The 19,208-nt window shown below is 61.0% G+C and carries 16 protein-coding genes and 1 tRNA gene; 15 read left to right on the top strand and 2 right to left on the bottom strand.

What is annotated here, in order from left to right; genetic code table 11:
* Positions 1 to 39: 39 nt before the first annotated feature.
* Positions 40 to 1,104, top strand: a complete 1,065-nt coding sequence (alr, locus tag ATO7_RS06520) for an alanine racemase (protein WP_206044806.1) — start codon at positions 40 to 42, stop codon at positions 1,102 to 1,104.
* Between the two features lie 3 nt (positions 1,105 to 1,107).
* Here the strand turns inward: alr and ATO7_RS06515 are convergent, their stop codons facing one another.
* Positions 1,108 to 2,013, bottom strand: coding sequence for a LysR family transcriptional regulator (locus tag ATO7_RS06515; protein WP_083560653.1), 906 nt, complete (start codon positions 2,011 to 2,013; stop codon positions 1,108 to 1,110).
* A 124-nt stretch (positions 2,014 to 2,137) separates the two neighbouring features.
* Positions 2,138 to 3,577: a coniferyl aldehyde dehydrogenase gene (locus ATO7_RS06510; RefSeq protein ID WP_083560651.1), complete on the bottom strand. Its 1,440-nt coding sequence runs from the start codon at positions 3,575 to 3,577 to the stop codon at positions 2,138 to 2,140.
* A gap of 216 nt (positions 3,578 to 3,793) precedes the next feature.
* Between ATO7_RS06510 and ATO7_RS06505 the strand changes: the two genes are divergently transcribed.
* The 14 genes from ATO7_RS06505 (at position 3,794) to ATO7_RS06440 (ending at position 19,195) form a co-directional block, all read left to right on the top strand.
* On the top strand, positions 3,794 to 6,511 hold the full coding sequence (locus ATO7_RS06505; protein ID WP_083560649.1) for a LuxR C-terminal-related transcriptional regulator: 2,718 nt from the start codon (positions 3,794 to 3,796) through the stop codon (positions 6,509 to 6,511).
* 110 nt (positions 6,512 to 6,621) lie between these two features.
* Positions 6,622 to 8,313 carry a GMC family oxidoreductase gene (locus tag ATO7_RS06500; RefSeq protein WP_083560647.1) on the top strand — a complete coding sequence of 564 codons (1,692 nt, stop codon included), beginning with the start codon at positions 6,622 to 6,624 and terminating at the stop codon, positions 8,311 to 8,313.
* Between the two features lie 106 nt (positions 8,314 to 8,419).
* A tRNA-Arg gene (locus tag ATO7_RS06495) sits at positions 8,420 to 8,496 on the top strand.
* Between the two features lie 71 nt (positions 8,497 to 8,567).
* The gene (locus ATO7_RS06490) at positions 8,568 to 9,059 is read left to right on the top strand and encodes a c-type cytochrome (protein WP_083560646.1); all 492 of its coding nucleotides are present in this window, start codon (positions 8,568 to 8,570) and stop codon (positions 9,057 to 9,059) included.
* A gap of 157 nt (positions 9,060 to 9,216) precedes the next feature.
* Positions 9,217 to 9,939 (top strand): TorF family putative porin, encoded by a 723-nt coding sequence (locus tag ATO7_RS06485; protein ID WP_083560644.1) that lies wholly within the window; start codon positions 9,217 to 9,219, stop codon positions 9,937 to 9,939.
* Positions 9,940 to 10,127: 188 nt separating this feature from the next.
* Positions 10,128 to 10,889, top strand: a complete 762-nt coding sequence (locus ATO7_RS06480) for a DUF3450 domain-containing protein (RefSeq protein WP_083560643.1) — start codon at positions 10,128 to 10,130, stop codon at positions 10,887 to 10,889.
* 17 nt (positions 10,890 to 10,906) lie between these two features.
* On the top strand, positions 10,907 to 12,253 hold the full coding sequence (locus ATO7_RS06475; protein WP_206044805.1) for a DUF3450 family protein: 1,347 nt from the start codon (positions 10,907 to 10,909) through the stop codon (positions 12,251 to 12,253).
* On the top strand, positions 12,253 to 12,774 hold the full coding sequence (locus ATO7_RS06470; protein ID WP_083560639.1) for a MotA/TolQ/ExbB proton channel family protein: 522 nt from the start codon (positions 12,253 to 12,255) through the stop codon (positions 12,772 to 12,774). The genes ATO7_RS06475 and ATO7_RS06470 overlap by 1 nt, the downstream gene beginning before the upstream one ends.
* 3 nt (positions 12,775 to 12,777) lie before the next feature.
* Positions 12,778 to 13,179: an ExbD/TolR family protein gene (locus ATO7_RS06465; RefSeq protein WP_083560637.1), complete on the top strand. Its 402-nt coding sequence runs from the start codon at positions 12,778 to 12,780 to the stop codon at positions 13,177 to 13,179.
* A 6-nt stretch (positions 13,180 to 13,185) separates the two neighbouring features.
* Positions 13,186 to 13,818: an energy transducer TonB gene (locus tag ATO7_RS06460; protein ID WP_083560635.1), complete on the top strand. Its 633-nt coding sequence runs from the start codon at positions 13,186 to 13,188 to the stop codon at positions 13,816 to 13,818.
* Positions 13,818 to 15,029, top strand: a complete 1,212-nt coding sequence (locus ATO7_RS06455; protein ID WP_083560632.1) for a tetratricopeptide repeat protein — start codon at positions 13,818 to 13,820, stop codon at positions 15,027 to 15,029. The genes ATO7_RS06460 and ATO7_RS06455 overlap by 1 nt, the downstream gene beginning before the upstream one ends.
* Positions 15,030 to 15,064: 35 nt before the next feature.
* Positions 15,065 to 15,703: a MarC family protein gene (locus ATO7_RS06450; RefSeq protein ID WP_083561031.1), complete on the top strand. Its 639-nt coding sequence runs from the start codon at positions 15,065 to 15,067 to the stop codon at positions 15,701 to 15,703.
* A gap of 10 nt (positions 15,704 to 15,713) precedes the next feature.
* Positions 15,714 to 17,606: a DUF885 domain-containing protein gene (locus ATO7_RS06445; protein ID WP_083560630.1), complete on the top strand. Its 1,893-nt coding sequence runs from the start codon at positions 15,714 to 15,716 to the stop codon at positions 17,604 to 17,606.
* Positions 17,607 to 17,638: 32 nt separating this feature from the next.
* Complete coding sequence (locus ATO7_RS06440) at positions 17,639 to 19,195, top strand: peptide ABC transporter substrate-binding protein (protein WP_206044804.1); 1,557 nt, start codon at positions 17,639 to 17,641, stop codon at positions 19,193 to 19,195.
* Positions 19,196 to 19,208: the final 13 nt, after the last annotated feature.

Genomic DNA, 19,208 nt, shown 5'->3' with positions numbered 1-19,208 from the left:
GCCACAATAGAGGTCCATTGATTCGCTGAATCCGCTGCCATGCTGCAAACCGTGTGGGCCGAGCTTGATTTGTCGGCTTTGCGTCACAATCTGGCCCAGGTGCGGGCCTGCGCGCCGCGCGCGCGTGTCATGGCCATGCTCAAGGCGGATGCCTACGGCCATGGGCTGCTGACCTGCGCGCGTGCGCTGGCCGAGGAGGCGGATGGGATTGCGGTGGCGCGACTGGATGAGGCCGAGAGGCTGCGCAACGAATTGCCACACATGCCCTTGTTGCTGACCGCGTCGGCGCTGGATGACGAAGCTTTGCGCTGGTGCGCGGCCCATGCTGTAGCGATCACGCTGCACGATCACAGCGTGCTGGAGCGGATTCTGCGCATGGCGGATACGCCGCCGCTGTGGCTCAAGTTCAACAGTGGCATGAATCGGCTGGGTTTTTCCCCATCACAGTTCAAGGATGTGGCCAGACGCCTGTGCGACAAGGGCGTGCATGGGGTGATGATGAGCCATTTCGCCTGTGCCGATGAGCCGCTCAATCCGCTGACTCAGGCGCAGATTGCGGCGTTTCGTCAGGCTCATGCTGAGCACCTGCCTGACTGGCCGGCAAGCATGGCCAACTCGGCTGGGGTGATCGCCCATCCTGACAGCCATGCTGACTGGGTACGCCCGGGCATCATGCTGTATGGATCTTCGCCGATCGCCGGTGCCGATCTGGATTTGCGTCCGGTGATGACCCTCAAGGCACGGATTCTTGGTTTTCAGGACGTCGCAGCGGGTCAGTCCGTCGGCTATGGCGGCGACTGGGTGGCGTCTCGCCCTTCGCGTATCGCGACGGTGGGGATTGGCTATGGCGACGGTTATCCGCGCCGTATCGCGCCGTCGGCCCAGGCCTGGGTCAATGGCCAGCGGGTGCCGTTGGCGGGGCGCGTGTCGATGGACATGCTGGCGCTGGATGTGACGGCCGCGGGCGATGTGGCCGTGGGTGAGGTGGTCACGCTGTGGGGGCGCAACCTGCCGGTGGATGAGGTGGCAGCGCACGCGGGTACGATCAGCTACGAGCTGCTGTGCCGGGTCAAGGGGCGGGTCCAGCGGGTGATCCGCGACTAGGCCTCAGCTGTCCTCGAGTGCGGCATAGCCGCTGGCCAGATGGTCGATGAGGGCACGCACGGCCGGCAGCATGCCGCGCCGTGAGGGGAACACCGCATGGATGATTTCGGCGCGTGGCTCCCAGGCCGGCAGCACCTGCTGCAGCGCGCCGTTTTGCAGTTGTTCGTGGACCATCAGATGGGGTAGCTGAACGATACCCAGACCAGCCAGCGCGGCGCTGCGCAGGCTGAGCATGTCGGTGGTGATCAGGCGCGGTGTGTGACGGATCGAGGCCTGGGCCTCATCCGGGCCCTGCAAGTCCCAGCGGTGGGCTTCTTCGGGGCGGCCACGGGCCAGGCTGGGCAGCGCGGTGAGGTCGTCGGGGCTGTGCACCGGGGCGTGCGCGCGCAGCAGCTCCGGGCTGGCGACCAGACATTGTCCGCGTGCCGACAGCACGCGCAGCACCAGATCGCTGTCCTCCAGCGGTGGCGGGCGCACCCGTATGGCCAGATCCAGCCCTTCGCCGAGCACGTCAACACGCCGGTTGGTCGCGTCCAGCTGAAGCTGAACCTGCGGATAACGGGTCATGAAGCGGTTCAGCATCGGGCTGACGTGCACATGCAGCAGCGTAGTCGGGCAGCTCATGCGGATCAGGCCGCAGGGTTCCGAGTGGATCGCATCGATGGCCTGCTGAGCGGCTTCGGCTTCCACCAGCATGGCTTTGCAGTGGCGCAGATAGATGCGGCCGATATCGGTGACATGAAAGCGCCGCGAGGAGCGTTGGATCAGGCGAACGCCAAGGCGCTCTTCGAGCAGGGCGATGCGTCGGCTGAGCTTGGACTTGGGTATACCCAGCTCGCGTCCCGCCGGGGCAAAGCCGCCGTATTCGACGACCTGAGTGAAAAAATACAGGTCGTTCAGGTTTTGCATGGCGTTGCCTCCGTGGGACGCTGGACTTCCAGAAGCCACTCTATCGAGTCAGCGTTGCAAAACCATAGTCTTCTGGTCCGCGGAGGCAGATCAGCGCCCGCCGGTCTTGGCGGGCGCTGGCGGCTTATTTCTTGAATTTGACCAGGAAATTGAACACGAAGTTGGCAAAGCGGCCATACGGCGGCTGCAGCAGCTTCATGGCGCTGAACGGGGCCTGATAGAACACCGGGCGCATTTTCGAGAACGTGATAAAGCCTTCGTGACCGTGATAGTGGCCCATGCCGCTGGGGCCGACACCGCCGAACGGCATGTCGTGCTGGGCCACATGGTAGAGCGCGTCGTTGACCGTAACCCCGCCCGACATGGTGTCGTTGATGTACCGATCGACCAGGTTGCGGTCCTTGCTGAACGGGTAGAAAGCCAACGGGCGGTCATGATCCTGGACGTAGTTGATGACCTCGTCCGGTGAGCTGTAGTTCAGCACCATGAGCAGCGGTCCGAAGGTTTCGCGCTGGCGGATGATCATGTCCGGCGTGGTGTTCATGACCAGGTGCAGCGGGATCTTGCGAGTCTGCGGGTCCGGTTCCTGCTGGCACAGGTTGACGATGCGGGCGCCTTTGCTGCGGGCGTCGTCCAGGGTGGTCATGAGGCGCTGGTAGCTGCGCTCGTCGATCACCGAGGTGTAGTCGTTGCTGTTGATATCGGGGATGTGCTTGGCTGCCCAGGCTTGTGCGGCGCTGACAAAGTCGTCGGTTTGCGATTCGTGCACGAACACGTAATCCACGTTGGTGCAGATCTGGCCGGCGTTGAATTGCTTGACGAAGAGTATGCGCTGAACCGCCGTTTCAAGCGGGAATTTGGGGTCGATTACGGCCGGCGCCTTGCCGCCCAGCTCCAGGACCACCGGGGTCAGGTTGGCGGCGGCTGCGGCCATGACCTTGCGCCCGGTTGCGCCCGAGCCGGTGAAGAACAGCAGATCGAAGGGAATCTTCGAGAATTCGATGCCGACATCGCCGGTTTCTTCGAAGAAGCAGAGCTTGTCGGCCTCGAAATATTTGGGAGCCAGCTCGATCAGCAGGCGACTCAGGGCGATCGAGTTCTCCGACATTTTGACCATCGCCCGGTTGCCTGCGGCAAACGCGGCGGCCAGCGGGCCGAAGCTGAGGAACACCGGGAAATTCCACGGTACGATCACGCCGACGCAGCCGAGTGGTTGCGGAATGACCCGGTTGCGACCGCCAGGGAACAGGGCCATGTCGACGTGGCGCTTTTGCGGGCGCGCCCATTTCTTGACCTTCTTGATGCAGTCATTGATCGAGTCGGTGACCGAAATGACGTCGGCGAACAGGCTTTCGTTGCGGGCCCGGTTGCCATAGTCCTGGCAGATCGCATCAACGATCGCATCGCGGTTGTCGTTGAGCAGCGCTTTGAGCTGGTTGAGGTCGTGTTTGCGCTGGGCAATGGTGGGGACCGGCGCCGCGCGGTAGGCCTGGCGCTGGCGGTCGAATGCCGCGTGCAGCATCGCTGCGGTGTCATTTTGATGCAGGGGGTGTACTACGGCCATGATCGGTGTCTCCTGTCTTTGTCAGCGCACTGGCGCCTCGCATGTTCTGGACTTCGTCGGGACTGCGTGCCAGATTTGCCGCCTCCACTATTAGAACAAGTTCTGGCCTGAGGAGGCATTTCAGCACGTCAGACATTCAGAGTTTCTGACCATGACAGTGTTGACCCTTTTCCTGTCCGGTTCGCCTACCCTAAGTTAGGTTCCGGCGGTATCACTATGAACCCAGCGCCTGCCCTGCCAACGTTGTTGGAAACCAAGCTGTGCCCAGCGATTGGCGCGGCCGAGCCGATTGTGCGGGCGCAGTTGCAGTTGCCGGAGGCTTTTCGTGACGGGCGTATTTCGCTGGCCACGGTGATTGCCCCGGCCGGCTACGGCAAATCCACGGTCATGGCTCAATGGCAGCATGCGCTGGAGGATGCTGGCGTGCGCACCACCTGGCTGAACCTGGATGAGGACGACAGCGATCCTGCTCGATTTGCGCGCTATCTTGGCGGCGCTTTACGGCGCGGCGGGCTGGATGCCGGCACGGCCTTGCGTGATGCGCAGGACACCCTGCTTTCCGGTGGTATTCGCGCCGTGCTGGAGGCCTTGGCCACCGAGCTCAGCGAACTCAGTCATCGCCTGGTGCTGTTCATCGATGACGTGCATTTCGTGCGCGGTGATGAGGTACTCGAGGTGCTGCGCTGGCTGGTCAACTACGCGCCGGCGCAGGTGCAGTTCGTGCTCGGCAGCCGCGAGGATGTGCCGGTGCCACTGGGGCGCCTGCGCGTGCGTCGCAAGCTGCAGGAGTTTGGCGTCGAGGCGCTCAAGTTCAGTGACGAGGAAACCGCCGCCTTGTTGTCCAGCCGCCTGCGCGCGCAGTTGGCCGCAGCGGACATCCACAGTCTGGTGCAACGTACCGAGGGCTGGCCGGCCGGACTGGAACTGGCTGCACTGATTCTGGAGGGTGCGCAGGATCCCTCGGCGGTGGTGCGGGCTTTTGCCGGCAATGCGCAGAGCGTGATGGATTACCTCGGCGAGGTGTTGCTGGACAACCTGGATCAGCCCACCCGCGAACTGATCTTCGTGATCGCCCAGTTCAATCGCATTGATGAAGGTCTAGCCGCTGCGGCCTGTGATGCACCGCTGGCTGGGGCGCGGCTGGCCGAGCTGCATGCCCGCAACCTGTTTCTCAAACGCATGGATACGCAGGGCCGCTGGTACCGTTTTCACCATCTGGTCGGGCAGTTTTTCCGTGAGCAGGGTGAGCGCCAGTGTCCTGAACTGGCGCGCGATGCATTGATACGCGGGGCGCGCCATCTGATGGCGCAGAACCTGCCCCTGGAAGCCATACATTGCGTGATGCGTGCCCAGGCCTGGGATTTGGCCAGTCGCTGGCTTGCCGAGAATGTCGAGGAGCTGGTGTTCTCGCGGGGCTACCTGCAAACCATCATGGAATGGATGAAGCGCTTGCCACGCGAGTGGGCCGATCGCTACCCCGAAATCCATCTGCAGAACGCGTTCGCGACCATGCTCAACGGTCAGCCGGACCAGTCGCGCCTGATCCTCGACAATCTGGCCGCGCTGCGCCAGCGCCTCGCCGCCAGCGCCGAGCTGCCGCGTTCGCGGCTCGACCAGCTGGATCAGGAGCTGGCCATGCAGGAGGCGCATGTCGCCGGTCTGGGTGACCAGATGGGCGACATGATGCGCATATCCAGTGACTGGGTGCAGCGCTGGCCGCAGGCGCCGCGGGTCAATCAGGGCTCGGTGCGCAATGTGCTGGCCTTTGCCCATAAGTGCTACTCACAGATCGATCAGGGCCTGGCTGTGATCGCCGAGGGCAAGCGTCTGTTTCAGGGCACCGATGCGCACTATCTGATGTCCTGGAATCTGGCGATCGAGAGTTATCTGCATCTCAAGGGCGGGGACTTCAGCGCGGCGGCGAGCGCGGCGGAGCAGCTGCTTGAGCACATGCGCCAGCACCTGTCCTTGATGCATCAGCATGCCGGGCATGCTCATGCCGTGCTGGCCTTCGTCCACTATGAGCGTGACGAGATCGCCGCGGCTCGCGAGCACATCGACTGTATCAGCGAAAACGACAGCTACGCCCAGGCGGATTACCTGATCCTGCACCACATCACCCGGGCGCGCCTGTTGCGTCTGGACGGGGACGCCGAGGCGGGTTATCAGAGCCTGCTCAAAGGGCGTGAGATCGCCGACCGTTTTCAGCTCTCGCGTGCCGCCCTGACCCTGGCCACCGAGCAGTTCAATTGGTTGTGCCGTGATGGCCACCTTGATCAGGCGCATGAGTTGGCGCGCCGTCTGCAGCTGGATCATTGGCCGGAGCCGGACAAGGCGGTTTCGCTGGATGCGGAGAAATCGTTCCGTGTCTGCGCCCGTTTGCAGCTCATGCGTGACCCGCTGGATGCCGCTGAGCGTCTGAACCCGGCGATCACGCGTTGTCGTGATCTGGGGCTGGCCCGCCGCGAGACTGAGTTGCTGGTTCTGCAGGTGCTGGCGTTGTCTGCGGCAGAGAAACCGGTTCAAGCTCAGCACCGGCTGGCCGAGGCCTTATTGCTTGGTGCGGAGCACGGCTATGTGCGTTTGTTTGTGGATGAGGGCGAGGTGCTGCAACCTGTGCTCAATCGGCTAGAACTGACCCCGGATCAGCAGGCCGCAGCGCACCTGCTCCGCCGACTCACGCAGTGCGCGGTCGCCACGCCGCTCAAGCCTGTTGCAGCGGCCAGCGTGAACGGACTGTTTGAAGAACTGACCAAACGCGAGCGGCAGATTCTGCGTCGCCTGCAATCCGATCTCAGCAACCGCGAGATCGCCGAGGCCATTTTTGTCTCTGAAGGCACGCTCAAATGGCACCTGCATAACATCTACGGCAAGCTCGGGGTCAAGAACCGCTCCGGTGCGCTGGTTCGCGCGCTGGAGTTGGGTCTGATCTGAATCGGCAGCCGTAAAAACCTCACTTTGGTTAGGCGATGGGGCACCTGCGCCTGCCAATAATCGGCCTGACTACGCTTTGCGTCAGCAAAGCAGAACCGTGGGAGGCCGAGATGAAGCAGACACAGCAGCACGATTACGACTATGTCATCGTGGGTTCAGGGTTTGGTGGCAGCGTGTCCGCCTATCGTTTGAGCCGCAAAGGCTACAAGGTCCTGGTCGTCGAGCAGGGTCGACGCTGGACGCCGGACAATCTGCCCAAGACCAATTGGCGCTTCTGGGATTACCTGTGGATGCCGCTGCTGGCCCTGCGCGGTTTTCTCAGCCTGCGTCTGTTCAAGCATGTGATGATCCTGCATGGCAATGCCGTCGGTGGTGGATCGATCACCTATGCTCAGACGCTGCTGGTGCCGCCGGATTCGGTCTGGAAGGACGGTAACTGGGCGGGGCTTGATCAATGGCAGGCCTGCATGCCGGAACACTACGCCACGGCCAAGCGCATGCTTGGGGTCACTGAAAACAAACGCCCGGGGCCGGCCGATGCGCGGTTGCGTGAGATGGCGCGGATGGTCGGGGTTGAAGAGAGCTTTTACTACACTCAGGTCGGCGTGTTTTTCGGCAAGGACGGTGATGCTGCCGGGACGCAGTACCCGGACCCGTACTTCGACGGCCAGGGGCCGGCACGCAAGTCGTGCATCGGCTGTGGCGCGTGCATGGTTGGCTGCCGGCATGACGCCAAGAATACGCTGGATAAGAACTACCTGTATCTGGCCGAGCAACAGGGCGTACAAGTGCAGGCCCAAACCCGGGTCGTCGATGTACAACCGCTGAACGGTCAGGCCGACGGCCGCGATGGCTATGTCGTGACCAGCGTGCCGGCCTTTGCTCGCTTGTTTAAAAAACGTCAGCAGGTGACCGCCGCCAACGTGATATTCGCAGCTTCGTCATTGGGCACCCAGGGTTTGCTGTTTGATCTGAAAGAACGTGGCTCACTGCCCAACATCTCGGATGATCTGGGCAAGCGTGTGCGAACCAACGCGGAATCCATCCTGGGGGTGCGCTATCCCGGCACGCGCGAGGACCTGTCCAAGGGTGTGGCCATCGGCTCCGGCATTTATATTGATGAGCACACCCATATCGAGGTGTTTCGCTACCCCGACGGCTCCAATCTAATGAGTGCCCTGTTCACCGTGCTGACCGGTGGGCGCGCCGGTGTTGCCCGGGTTGCCTACTGGCTGGGTGCGATGCTCAGGCTGTTGCTGCGTAGCCCGGTGCGAGGCCTGCGCGCGTTGCTGCCCTGGAGATGGGCGCGAGAGACTATGGGGTTTCTGGTCATGCAGACGCTTGAAGGGCATATCGACATGCGCTGGCAGCGGCGTTGGTATTGGCCATTCCGCAAAACGCTGACCTCGCACGGCGAGCCGATCCCGACCTTCATTCCCGAAGCCAACGCGTTCACCGAGAAAGTCGCCAAGGCCACCGGCGGTGTGGGCTTGTCGTCGATGAGCGAGATTGCCTTCAATGTGCCGATGACCGCGCATTGCATGGGCGGCTGTGCCATGGCCGACAGTCCTGAGCGCGGCGTGATTGACGCGCAGAACCGGATCTTCAACTACCGTGGCTTGTACGTCGTGGACGGCTCCATGCTGTCGGCCAATCTGGGCGTTAACCCGAGCCTTACCATCACCGCCCTGGCTGAGCGCGCGATGAGCTTCATTCCGCATAAGAGCGCACGCCCTGGCGACTCTGCTCAGGCAGGTGCAGACGCGGCCAGCGCGCATGCCAGCCCGCGCCAAGCCGCGTGAGCGTTACGCTTGGCCTTGCCCCATGCATGCGGATGCTGGGTTTCGGTGTCCCCCGCTTGCGGTGCGCGACATACGGACGCATGTGAGCTAAAATCCGCCGGCCATAGCGCTCGTAGCTCAGTTGGATAGAGTGTCGGTTTCCGAAGCCGAAGGTCGCAGGTTCGATTCCTGCCGGGCGCACCAGATTTTCGATTCATGCTGGGCATGAATGTCCAGTTCACGCTGCGTTGGGGCGCGGCTTAGCGGAACTTAAGATGTCTACAGATCAAGCTGCTGTTGTTGAAGACCATAGTCACGACCGGATTTTTGTGGTCACGTTTCTCGCCGTGCTGGGGGTGCTGGTGGGGATTGCTGTCCTGATTGGTGTTATTGCCAATTCGATCGACGCAGAGGGTGAAATGGAGCCCGTGGCGTTGCAGCGGACGGCTGAGCGGCTTGAGCCCATCGGCGCGGTTTATACCGATGCATCGCAAGTGCCGGCGGCTCCGGCACCCAAAGCAGACGCGTCGCGCAGCACCCAAGAGATCGTTCAGAACGTATGTGGCGCCTGCCACAACACCGGTTTGCTGGACGCGCCCAAGATTGGTGATGCTGCTGACTGGGCGGCCCGCAAGGACGCCGCCGGCGGCCTTGACGGATTGGTTGCTGCTGCGATCAATGGGGTCGGTTCGATGCCGGCTCGCGGTGGTGATGCGTCGCTGACTGACGAACAAGTGCGTGCAGCCGTCGAGGCGATGCTCAAATAAGCCGTAAAAACGGCATGAATTAGGATGGGGGACAAGCTGGAAATGATGCGGCAGGACCGTGATTTTTCTTGCTTTTCCGGTGTAAACTGCTTGATGATGACGTCGCGCGGCGTGCGCGGCTACCGATTCACTCGATAAATTGAAGGGATTACTTCGCATGAAAATCACATTCGCAGGTGGCTTGGGAGTCGCCGCTATGGCGCTGGCGTCCTCGATGGCGCACGCTGGAGAGGGTAAGAGCTTTGGCACCGTTTCTGGCAACATCGATTTTGCCTCCGAATACGTGTTCCGCGGCCTGCCGAGCAGTGGCAACTCTGCTGCGGTTTCGGGTGGACTGGACTGGAACTACAACAGCGTGTACGCCGGCACCTGGATGTCCAACGTAGGTAACGACACCTCCGGTAACGAAGTTGACCTGTACGCGGGCATCACCGCTGGCGACTTCGACTTCGGTGCGATTGCTTACCTGTACCCGGCCTCCCCGACCATGCGTGAGGACAAAATCCTTGAGCTCTATGCGGGTTACAACAAAGGCATGCTGTCCGGTTACGTGTACTACGGTGTGAACAGCGCCGGTCGTGCCGATGACGACTACATCTACCTGGATGCCAACCTGACCGCACCGGTCAGCGATACCATCGATCTGAGCCTGCACATGGGCTACACGATCTTCCACGGCAAGACCTACGACTTCGGCAACCCGGACTACATGGACGACATGTTTGATGCCGGTGTCAAAATCAGCCACGCCAGTGGTTTGTGGGTTGGTGTGACCAGCATTTTCGAAAGCAACACGGTTCGTGGATACAAGCGTCCGCGCGTAAATATCGGCTATTCGATGACGTTTGACGACATTTACGACATCGTGCTTAATCTGTAACTGATTGAGCCAAATTGGTGCAAAGGCCCGCTTCGGCGGGCCTTTTGCGTTGTGGCTCTTGCATTTGTGCGGCGCACACTTGCAGGATTATGCGTAAGTGTATAATTTTTCGGCTCTAACGAAATTCTGGCCTGGCTTTTGCTATAGCCAGGGCTGATTCTCGCACCAGCATCAAGTGGGTACATTTAATGTTCAAAGTTCTTAGCCTCGGAGCTGCGGCGGTCGCGTTGACCCTGTCAGCTGCGGCCACGGCAGATACCCTGGGCTCGGCCATGCAGCAGCAAAAGCGCATGGACTCGGCCGCCAAGGATTCTCAGAAGCGCATCGACAAGCTCGATGATGAAGCACAAAAACTGCTCGCGGAGTACCGCTACGTGACGCGTGAGACCACCAGTCTCAAGCGCTACAACGAGCAGATGGAGCGCCAGATTGGTTCACAGCTGAGCGAGATGGAATCCATCCGCACTCAGTTGGAGCAAATCAACGACGTCAGCCGCGAAGTCATCCCGATGATGCTGCGCATGATTGATACGCTCGACAAGTTCATTGAACTGGACATCCCCTTCCTGCAGGAAGAGCGCAGCATGCGTGTGGCATCCCTGCACGAGATCATGGATCGCGCCGACGTGTCGACGTCCGAAAAGTACCGTCGCATCGTCGAGGCCTATCAGATCGAAATGGAATACGCCCGCACCATCGAGGCCTATCAGGCTGAGCTGGATGCCGAGGGCCAGACCCGCACGGTGGATTTCCTGCGCATCGGCCGTATCGCGCTGATGTACCAGACCCTGGATGGCGAGGAAACCGGCTACTACAACACCGAAACCGGCCAGTGGGCCAAACTCGGTGGTGCGTATGAAGCACCGGTGCGTAACGGATTGCGTATTGCACGCAAACAGGCTGCGCCGAACATTCTGACTGTGCCGGTTGCGGCGCCGAAAGATCTGTGAGGCGGGTGGCGACAATGATGAACAAACGAATTTTGATCGCAGCCCTTTTGGGCGTTTTCGCAAGCCAGGCTCCGGCACAGGGTGATCCGCTGATGGATCTGCTTCAGCAGACCCGCAATGCGCGTGCTGCAGAGCAGGCAGAGAACAAGCGCCGTGAGGCTGAGTTCCGCGCCAACCGTGACCAGCAGGCCACCCTGCTGCGTCAGGCCAAAGCAGAGAAAGACGCCACCGAAAAGCGTTCGGAACAGCTGATCGCTGATTTCGAGAAGAACGAAAAGGACCTGTCCGAGCTGGAAACCGCGCTGAACCAGAAGATTGGTCAGCTGGGTGAAATGTTTGGCGTGGTTCGTCAGGTTGCTGGTGATCTGCGCGGCATCGTCGGCGGCTCTTATGTGTCGTCGCAGCCGGATACCGAAGGGCGTGAAGATTTCCTCGAGGAGCTGGGTCGCAGCAAAGAATTGCCGTCGATCGAGAAGCTCGAACGTCTGTGGTTCGAGCTACAGCGCGAAATGACCGAAGGCGGTCGCGTGGTGGCCTATTCTGCGCCGGTGATCAACCCGGATGGCACCGAAACCGCCCGTGACGTTGTCCGAGTGGGTACCTTTGCCGCGGTCAGCGATGGCAAATTCCTGATTTACCCGCCGGATACGGACAAGTTGACCGAACTGAAGCGCCAGCCGCAGGGCCGCTACCTGGGCATGGCTTCGGATCTGGAAGGCGCCAGCGAAGGCCCTGTACGCATGGCCATCGACCCGACCCGTGGCGCACTGTTGTCAGTCATCGTCCAGGCGCCGGGTATCGGCGAGCGCATCAATCAGGGCTCGTGGATCGGTTACATCATCATTGGCGTGGGTGCGATTGGTCTGCTGCTGGCAGTCTGGCGTGGTCTGGCGCTGATGAGCATCGGTGGCGCGATGAAGCGTCAGCGTGGTGACAAGGCGCGTGACGACAACCCGCTGGGTCGTGTGATGCTGGCCGGCGAGCAGGTGCGTAACGCGGATCTGGAAACTGTCGAATCCAAGCTGGACGAAGCCATCATCAAGGAAACGCCGGCGCTTGAGCGTTGGCTGCCGCTGCTCAAGATCATTGCCGCTGTGGCGCCGTTGCTGGGTCTGCTGGGTACCGTCACCGGTATGATCGTGACCTTCCAGGCCATTACCCTGTTCGGTACCGGTGATCCGAAGCTGATGGCCGGCGGTATTTCGCAGGCGCTGGTGACCACCGTGCTGGGTCTGGTTGTGGCGATTCCGATGGTCTTCCTGCACAGCGTGCTGGCCGCCCGGAGTAAAGCCCTGATCCAGATTCTGGAAGAAGAAAGTGCCGGTCTGGTCGCGGAACGCTCTGAGAGCGCCGGAGCGGCCTAATGGACTTCTTCACGGCCATTCGCGATTTTCTTGAAGCGGGCGGCGGTGTCCTGTGGGTGATCCTGTTTGCGGCGATTCTGATGTGGGGGTTGATCCTGGAGCGATTGACCTACTTCCGCACAGACTTTCCGCGCATGACCCGCGAGGTGATCGAGCAATGGCGCAAACGCCCTGAGTTCGATTCCTGGCAGTCGCGGCAAATTCGTCGCGCCAAGGTCTCGCAGGTCAGCCGGGAAGCCAATCGCAATATCGCCGCGATCAAGACCATCGTTGCTCTGTGTCCGTTGCTCGGCTTGCTGGGCACGGTCACCGGCATGATCCAGGTCTTTGATGTCATGGCCGCACTGGGCACAGGTAATGCCCGGGCCATGGCGTCGGGCATCTTCAAGGCCACTATTCCGACCATGGCCGGCATGGTCGTGGCGTTGTCCGGAATCTATTTCGGGACCCATTTCCCGCACGTCGTTCGTCGTGAAACCGACTACCTGAACGACGAGCTGGGTGTGCATGAGAGTAATTAAGAGATGAGAAGGAAACATCACGGCACCGCTGAGGAAGCCGATATCGACATGACCCCGATGCTCGACATCGTGTTCATCATGTTGATCTTCTTCATCGTCACCACCAGTTTCGTCAAGGAAACCGGTATCGATGTCAGCCGGCCGCAGGCCAGCACCACCGAACGCCAGGAGCGCGGCAACATCCTGATCGCGATCAAGCCCAACGGTGATGTGTGGATCGCCAAGCGCAAAGTCGAATTGCGTGCGGTGCGGGCCAACGTTGAGCGTCTGCATGCGGAAAATCCCGAAGGCACGGTGGTGATCATCGCCGATAAGGAAGCGCAGACCGGCACCTTGGTGGAGGTCATGGACCAGGTCCGTCTGGCGGGCGTGTACAACGTCTCCATTGCGGCCCAGAACCCCTGATCTGCGATGCGTCGTATTCTGATAGCCACGGTTGGTGCGGTTGTGATTGGCCTGACATTGTTCTGGTTCATGCACGCCCTGATCACCGGTTCCGCCAAGGAAGTCAAAAAGACTGACGACCTGGGCGGAATCGAGTTCGTGCGCCTCAAGCGTGACGAGAGCCTGGAAACACGCTCTCGCGAGGTGCCCAAGAAGCCGCCACCGCCGAAAAAGCCGCCACCTCCGCCGAAGATGAAAACGGCCCAGGTGAACAAGCCCAATCCGCAACCCCAGCAGATGAACATTCCGAATGTGAAACTGCCGGTCAACACCGGGTCCGGTCCGTTCCTGGGCAGTTATGCCAAGGCTTCGGATTTCACCGGTGACGGTGAGTTGATCCCGCTGGTCCGTATCGCGCCACAGTATCCGCGCAATGCGGCGCGCGACGGCATCGAAGGCTGGGTGAAGATGCGCTTCACCATCAATCCGGATGGCACGGTCAGCGATCCGGACGTGGTTGAGTCACAGCCTCGCCGCGTGTTCGACAGCGCCGCCCGCCGGGCCATACTGCGCTGGAAGTTCAAACCGCGTGTTGTGGACGGTAAACCGGTTGCCCATCAGGGCGTACAGACCATCGAGTTCAAGATGGGGGGTGAGTGATGCTGCGTAAATGTGCACGCTATCTCGTGCTTGCCATCGGCATGATGCTGGTCACCGGTGCGCACGCTCAGACCATGTCCGAGCTGACCTACAAGCGCCTGTCCAAAATTCACGAGCTGATTGGTGAAGAGCAGTACGCCGAAGGGCTGGAGCGTCTGGACAAGCTGGTTGCCTCGGTGCGGCGTAACGCCTACGAACATGCCATGGTGCTGCAAACCTACGGGTTTATCTGGGCTCAACGTGGTGATTACGGCAAGGCCGCCAGCTATTTCCAGCAAGCCATTGACCTAGGCGCGTTGCCGGATGCTCAGGTTGAGCAGATGAAATACAGCCTGGGGCAGTTCCATGTCGCGGTCGAGGAATACCGCGAAGGTATCAAGGTGCTCAATGCCTACATCAAGAGCGCCAAGACACCGGTCCCACCGGAAGCATATGTACTGCTGGCCACGGCCTATGCACAGCTGAGCCAGTATCGCAATGCGTTGCCGCCGTTGAGCAAGGCCATCTCAGAGTCCAAAGATCCCAAGGAGCCGTGGTTCCAGCTCAAACTGGCCATGCATTATGAGCTCAAGGATTACTCCAACAGCGCCAAGACCCTGCTCGAAATGGTCGCACGCTTCCCGGTCAAGAAGGACTACTGGAAGCAGCTTTCAGGGATGTTTCTGGAACTGAGCAAGGAGCAGGATGCTCTCGCCATTCTGGCGCTGGCCGAACGCCAGGGCATGTTGGATGAGAGCAAGGAACTGATCAATCTGACCAACCTGTTCATGTTTGTGGACATTCCGTACAAAGCCGGGCAGACCCTGCGTGCGGCCATGCAAGACGGTCAGGTGCCGAAAACGGCTGATAACTACGAGTTACTGGCCAATGCCTGGCTGAGCGCCAAGGAGTTTGATCTGGCGATCAACGCTCTGGAGCAAGCGGCGAAAACCACCGATGACGGGGAACTGGTTTTGCGTCTGGCCTATCTGTATGTCGAGAAGGAGGCCTGGAGCAAGGTCATCCCGACGCTGGAAAAGGCGCGCAAACTGGGTGTCGATAAACCGGGCGATACGGCGCTGCTGCAGGGCATTGCAGCCACCGAACTGGGTGATCACGATGCCGCGATCAAAGCGTTCTCTGTGGCCATGAAGTACGAGGACACCAAGTCGCAGGCCGCCGCCTGGTTGCAGCACGCGATGGGAGAGCGTGCCGCTGCCAACGAGTCATAGGCTGACGCCACCTTGCGGTGGCGTTTGTCTTTTTGATGCTTGATTTTGCACTCGACACGTTCATCACGTTTTTTGTGGTGATTGATCCGATCGGGCTGGCGCCTGTTTTTGTCGGCCTGACCACGGGGGCGACGGCGCAGTTTCGGCGCCAGATGGCGGTGCGAGGAACGCTCATTGGGGCGGGCATTCTGATCGGTTTTGCAGCGCTGGGTGGGGTGCTGCTGGATGCCATGGGGATTGGTCTGCCGGCTTTGCGTATCGCGGGTGGGATTTTGCTGTTCCTGGTCGCCATCGACATGCTGTTTGCGCGTCAATCCGGTTTGCGCTCAACCACTGAGAGCGAAACCGAAGAAGCTCACTTCCGCCCGGATATCTCAGTGTTCCCGATCGGGATACCGCTGATCGCCGGGCCGGGTGCCATCACCACGGTGCTGCTGATGGTCAGCGGGGCTGACGGTGACTGGACGCGGATTGGTGTCGGCATGAGCATCATGCTGGTCGTGATCGGGATGGCGCTGATCGCGTTGCTGGCTGCTAGCGCACTGACCCGCCTGCTGGGTGAGATTGGCTCGAATGTCATTTCGCGGGTGCTGGGTGTCATTTTGTCCGCGCTGGCGGTGCAGTTTGTGATCACTGGTCTCGCCTCATTGGGGCTGGTGATGGGGAAAACATAGGAGACGCGTAATGCGCAAACATCTGCTGGCCGGGCTCGTCCTGTTGCTGAGTGCCGGGGTTGGGCAGGCCCAGACGTCGCCGGTGACCAATGACCAAGCGAATGCGCGCTACAACAGTGTGCTTAACCAGTTAGGGCGCCAGGACCTGATCATGTCGCCACGGGTCAATCGCCTGATTGGCTGGCCAGGCCCCAGCGTGAGCGGTCTGAGCGATGCCGATCAGCTGGATATTCTGCTCAACGGCTACTGGGACTGGGTCATGCAAACCCAGCCCGAGTGGGCCACGTTTCTGGGATATCCGGGGCAGAACAGCCGCTGGTCGGAGCTGACGCCACAGGCTCTTCAGGCGCTCCAGGCGCTGGAGCAGCGCAGCTTGCAACTGGCCGAACAGATCGATGCGGAAAGCCTGGACGAGCAGCGCAGGCTCAATCTCGAGCTGTTCCTTTTCCAGCTGCGCGGCAGCGTCCGTGGACACGCCTTCCCGACCGACCTCATGCCGGTGGATGCCATGAATGGGGTGCAGGCCGGCATGTCCCAGGTGTTGGGCGCCATGCCGCTGCAGACGCCGAACCAGCGGGCGGATTACCTGCAGCGCGTGCAGGCCATTCCCACACTGCTGGCACAAACCCGCAGCTTGATGGAGCAAGGTCTCAAGCAGGGCATCACCCCGCCACGGGCGACCCTGCACAAGGTGGCAGCGCAGATTCGCGCGCTGAATCCGGCAGAAGCCAGCGACAGTCCGCTGATGCGGCCGTTGTTCCAGGCGTTGGGCGATGACGCGCGCCATGCCGCGCTGCGCGATCAGGCGCGCGCTGTGTATCTGAATGAAGTGCGTCCCGCTGTGGCCGCTTTTGCCAGCTACTTTGAAGAGGATTACCTGCCCAACACGGTGACCGCCACAGGCCTTGAGACCTTGCCTGATGGTGAAGCCTGGTACGCCTGGCGTGTCAGCCAGATGACCACGCTGGAGCTGTCGGCAGAGCAAATCCACCAGATTGGGCTGGATGAGGTTGCCCGCATCCGCGCCGCCATGCAGCAGGCCATGGCCGATGCCGGCTTCAAGGGCAAGGACATCACCGCCTTTGCGCGCCATCTGAGCCGGGACAAGCGCAACTTTTACACCCAGGCGGATGATCTGCTGCGTGATTACCGCGCCCTGGCCAAGCAGGCCGATGCGGCTTTGCCACGTCTGTTCTCTCGCTATCCGTCTTTGCCCTACGCGGTCGAGCCGGTGCCGGCGTTTCTCGCCGAAGGACAGCCGGTGGCGTATTACCTGCCCGGTTCCAGCGAAGGCGGCCGCCCTGGGACGTTCTTCGTCAACACCAGCACGCTTAAGGATATGCCGCGCTACGAGATGCAGGCTTTACTGCTGCATGAAGCGGTGCCCGGGCACCATTTCCAGATTGCCCTGGCCCAGGAGCAGGGTGATCTTCCCGACTTCCGCCGCAATGCCTACTTCACCGCCTATATCGAAGGTTGGGGGCTGTATGCCGAAAGCCTGGGCGAAGAGATCGGTTTCTACACCACCCCGCAGGAACGTTTCGGCGCATTGACCTTCGAAATGTGGCGTGCCGTGCGTCTGGTGGTGGACACCGGTCTGCACGCCATGGGCTGGAGCCGCCAGCAGGCGATCGATTACTTCCAGGCGCAGACCGGTCATGGCCTGGATCGGGTCACGACCGAGGTTGATCGCTATCTGGTGATGCCCGGACAGGCGCTGGCCTACAAGATGGGCCAGCTCAAAATTACCGAACTGCGCCGTCGCGCCGAGTCCGCTCTGGGCGAGGCATTCGATGTGCGCGCATTTCACGACGCGGTGCTCGCCCAGGGGGCTTTACCCCTGCCCGTGCTTGAGGCGCGTATCGAGGCGTGGATAAGCCAACAGCAGGACCAAGCTTCATGAGATCAGGTTTGATAGCCGCGTTGCTGACATGCATGTTTGCAACGCCCCTTGCGGCACAGCAACTGGCCGCTGAGCAGATTTTGCACAAGGGCAATGGGGCGGAACCCCAGTCTCTGGATCCGCACAAGGCTGAGGGCGTGCCCTCATCCAACATCATGCGTGACCTGTATGAAGGCCTGACCTCGGAAGCGCCAAACGGGGATGTTATTCCAGGCGCTGCGAGTCGCTGGGACATCAGTGCCGATGGCACCGAATACGTGTTCCATCTGCGCCCGCAGGCGCGCTGGTCCAATGGTGATCCGGTTGTGGCCGAAGATTTCGTGGTCGGCTTGCGGCGCAGTGCCGACCCGGCCACTTTGTCGCATTACTCGCAGATCCTCTCATCGATCAAGAACGCCGAGGCGGTCACCGCCGGCCAGGTGCCCCCCGAGGAGTTGGCGGTGGAAGCGCTGGACGACCACACGCTGAAGATCGTGCTCAAGGCACCAACGCCGTATTTCCTGGGGCTGCTCAATCACTCGTCGACCTTCCCGATCAATCGCCGGGCCTACCAGGAGCACGGCGCACGCTTTGCCCGGGTCGGCAATCTGGTGGGCAATGGCGCCTACCGGCTCAAGGACTGGGTGGTGCAATCGCACATCGAGCTGGAGCGCAATCCGCTGTACTGGGACAACGCCAACACCACCATTGAGCGGGTCTACTATCACGCGACCGAAGATCAGTCTTCGGAGCTCAAACGCTACCGCGCGGGTGAACTGGACTGGACGCATGAGGTGCCGCTCAATCAGGTCCGATGGATACGCGAGAATCTCAATGACGAGTTCTACGTATCCACCTATCTGGGCACGTATTACTACGGCTTCAATCTGACCCAGCCGCCGTTCAAGGCCAACCGCACCTTGCGCCGGGCGTTGTCGATGGCAATTGATCGCGAGATTCTGGTCAACAAGGTTACCCGCCTGGGCGAGCAACCGGCCTATTCCTGGGTGCCGCCGGGCATCAGCCATTACGCCGCGCAGGTGCCGGAGTGGGCCAGCTGGCCGCAGGAGAAGAAGCTGGCCGAGGCCCGCCGCCTGTATGCCGAGGCCGGCTACAGCAAGGACAAGCCGCTGCACATCGAGCTGCGCTACAACACCAGCGAAAACCACAAGAAAGTGGCCATTGCGGTGGCGGCCATGCTCAAGCAGTCGCTGGGCGTGCGCGTCAACCTGATCAATCAGGAGTGGAAGGTGTTTTTGGAAACGCGCAAGCAGAAACGCGTGACCGAGCTGTTCCGCGCCGGTTGGATTGGTGACTACAACGACGCCTACACCTTCTCCGAATTGCTGCATTCCAAGCATGGCATCAACGATCAGGGCTACAACAACCCCGAATATGACGCCCTGCTGGAGCAGGCCTCGGTCGAGGGCGATTTCGACAAGCGCCGGGCCCTGCTGGAAAAGGCCGAGCGCCTGATGCTGGAAGATCAGCCCATCATGCCGATCTACTTCTACGTCAACAAACGGCTGGTCAAACCTTACGTGGCCGGCTTCGAGCCCAACATCATGGACCACCACTACACCAAGAACATGCGCATCCTCGCGCATTGATCGGTCGACCACC

The organism is Oceanococcus atlanticus (assembly GCF_002088235.1).
Taxonomy (GTDB): Bacteria; Pseudomonadota; Gammaproteobacteria; order Nevskiales; family Oceanococcaceae; genus Oceanococcus; species Oceanococcus atlanticus.
Note: the sequence above shows the minus strand (reverse complement) of the source record. Positions and strands in the feature narration are given on the sequence as shown.

Bases quoted from the DNA above. Each gene is read 5' to 3' on its own strand.
- ATO7_RS06510 (WP_083560651.1), bottom strand. From the start codon at position 3,577: ATGGCCGTAGTACACCCCCTGCATCAAAATGACACCGCAGCGATGCTG.
- ATO7_RS06475 (WP_206044805.1), top strand. From the start codon at position 10,907: ATGAACAAACGAATTTTGATCGCAGCCCTTTTGGGCGTTTTCGCAAGC.
- ATO7_RS06445 (WP_083560630.1), top strand. From the start codon at position 15,714: ATGCGCAAACATCTGCTGGCCGGGCTCGTCCTGTTGCTGAGTGCCGGG.
- ATO7_RS06500 (WP_083560647.1), top strand. From the start codon at position 6,622: ATGAAGCAGACACAGCAGCACGATTACGACTATGTCATCGTGGGTTCA.
- ATO7_RS06460 (WP_083560635.1), top strand. From the start codon at position 13,186: ATGCGTCGTATTCTGATAGCCACGGTTGGTGCGGTTGTGATTGGCCTG.
- ATO7_RS06480 (WP_083560643.1), top strand. From the start codon at position 10,128: ATGTTCAAAGTTCTTAGCCTCGGAGCTGCGGCGGTCGCGTTGACCCTG.
- alr (WP_206044806.1), top strand. From the start codon at position 40: ATGCTGCAAACCGTGTGGGCCGAGCTTGATTTGTCGGCTTTGCGTCAC.
- ATO7_RS06505 (WP_083560649.1), top strand. From the start codon at position 3,794: ATGAACCCAGCGCCTGCCCTGCCAACGTTGTTGGAAACCAAGCTGTGC.
- ATO7_RS06455 (WP_083560632.1), top strand. From the start codon at position 13,818: ATGCTGCGTAAATGTGCACGCTATCTCGTGCTTGCCATCGGCATGATG.
- ATO7_RS06440 (WP_206044804.1), top strand. From the start codon at position 17,639: ATGTTTGCAACGCCCCTTGCGGCACAGCAACTGGCCGCTGAGCAGATT.
- ATO7_RS06485 (WP_083560644.1), top strand. From the start codon at position 9,217: ATGAAAATCACATTCGCAGGTGGCTTGGGAGTCGCCGCTATGGCGCTG.
- ATO7_RS06465 (WP_083560637.1), top strand. From the start codon at position 12,778: ATGAGAAGGAAACATCACGGCACCGCTGAGGAAGCCGATATCGACATG.
- ATO7_RS06450 (WP_083561031.1), top strand. From the start codon at position 15,065: ATGCTTGATTTTGCACTCGACACGTTCATCACGTTTTTTGTGGTGATT.
- ATO7_RS06515 (WP_083560653.1), bottom strand. From the start codon at position 2,013: ATGCAAAACCTGAACGACCTGTATTTTTTCACTCAGGTCGTCGAATAC.
- ATO7_RS06470 (WP_083560639.1), top strand. From the start codon at position 12,253: ATGGACTTCTTCACGGCCATTCGCGATTTTCTTGAAGCGGGCGGCGGT.
- ATO7_RS06490 (WP_083560646.1), top strand. From the start codon at position 8,568: ATGTCTACAGATCAAGCTGCTGTTGTTGAAGACCATAGTCACGACCGG.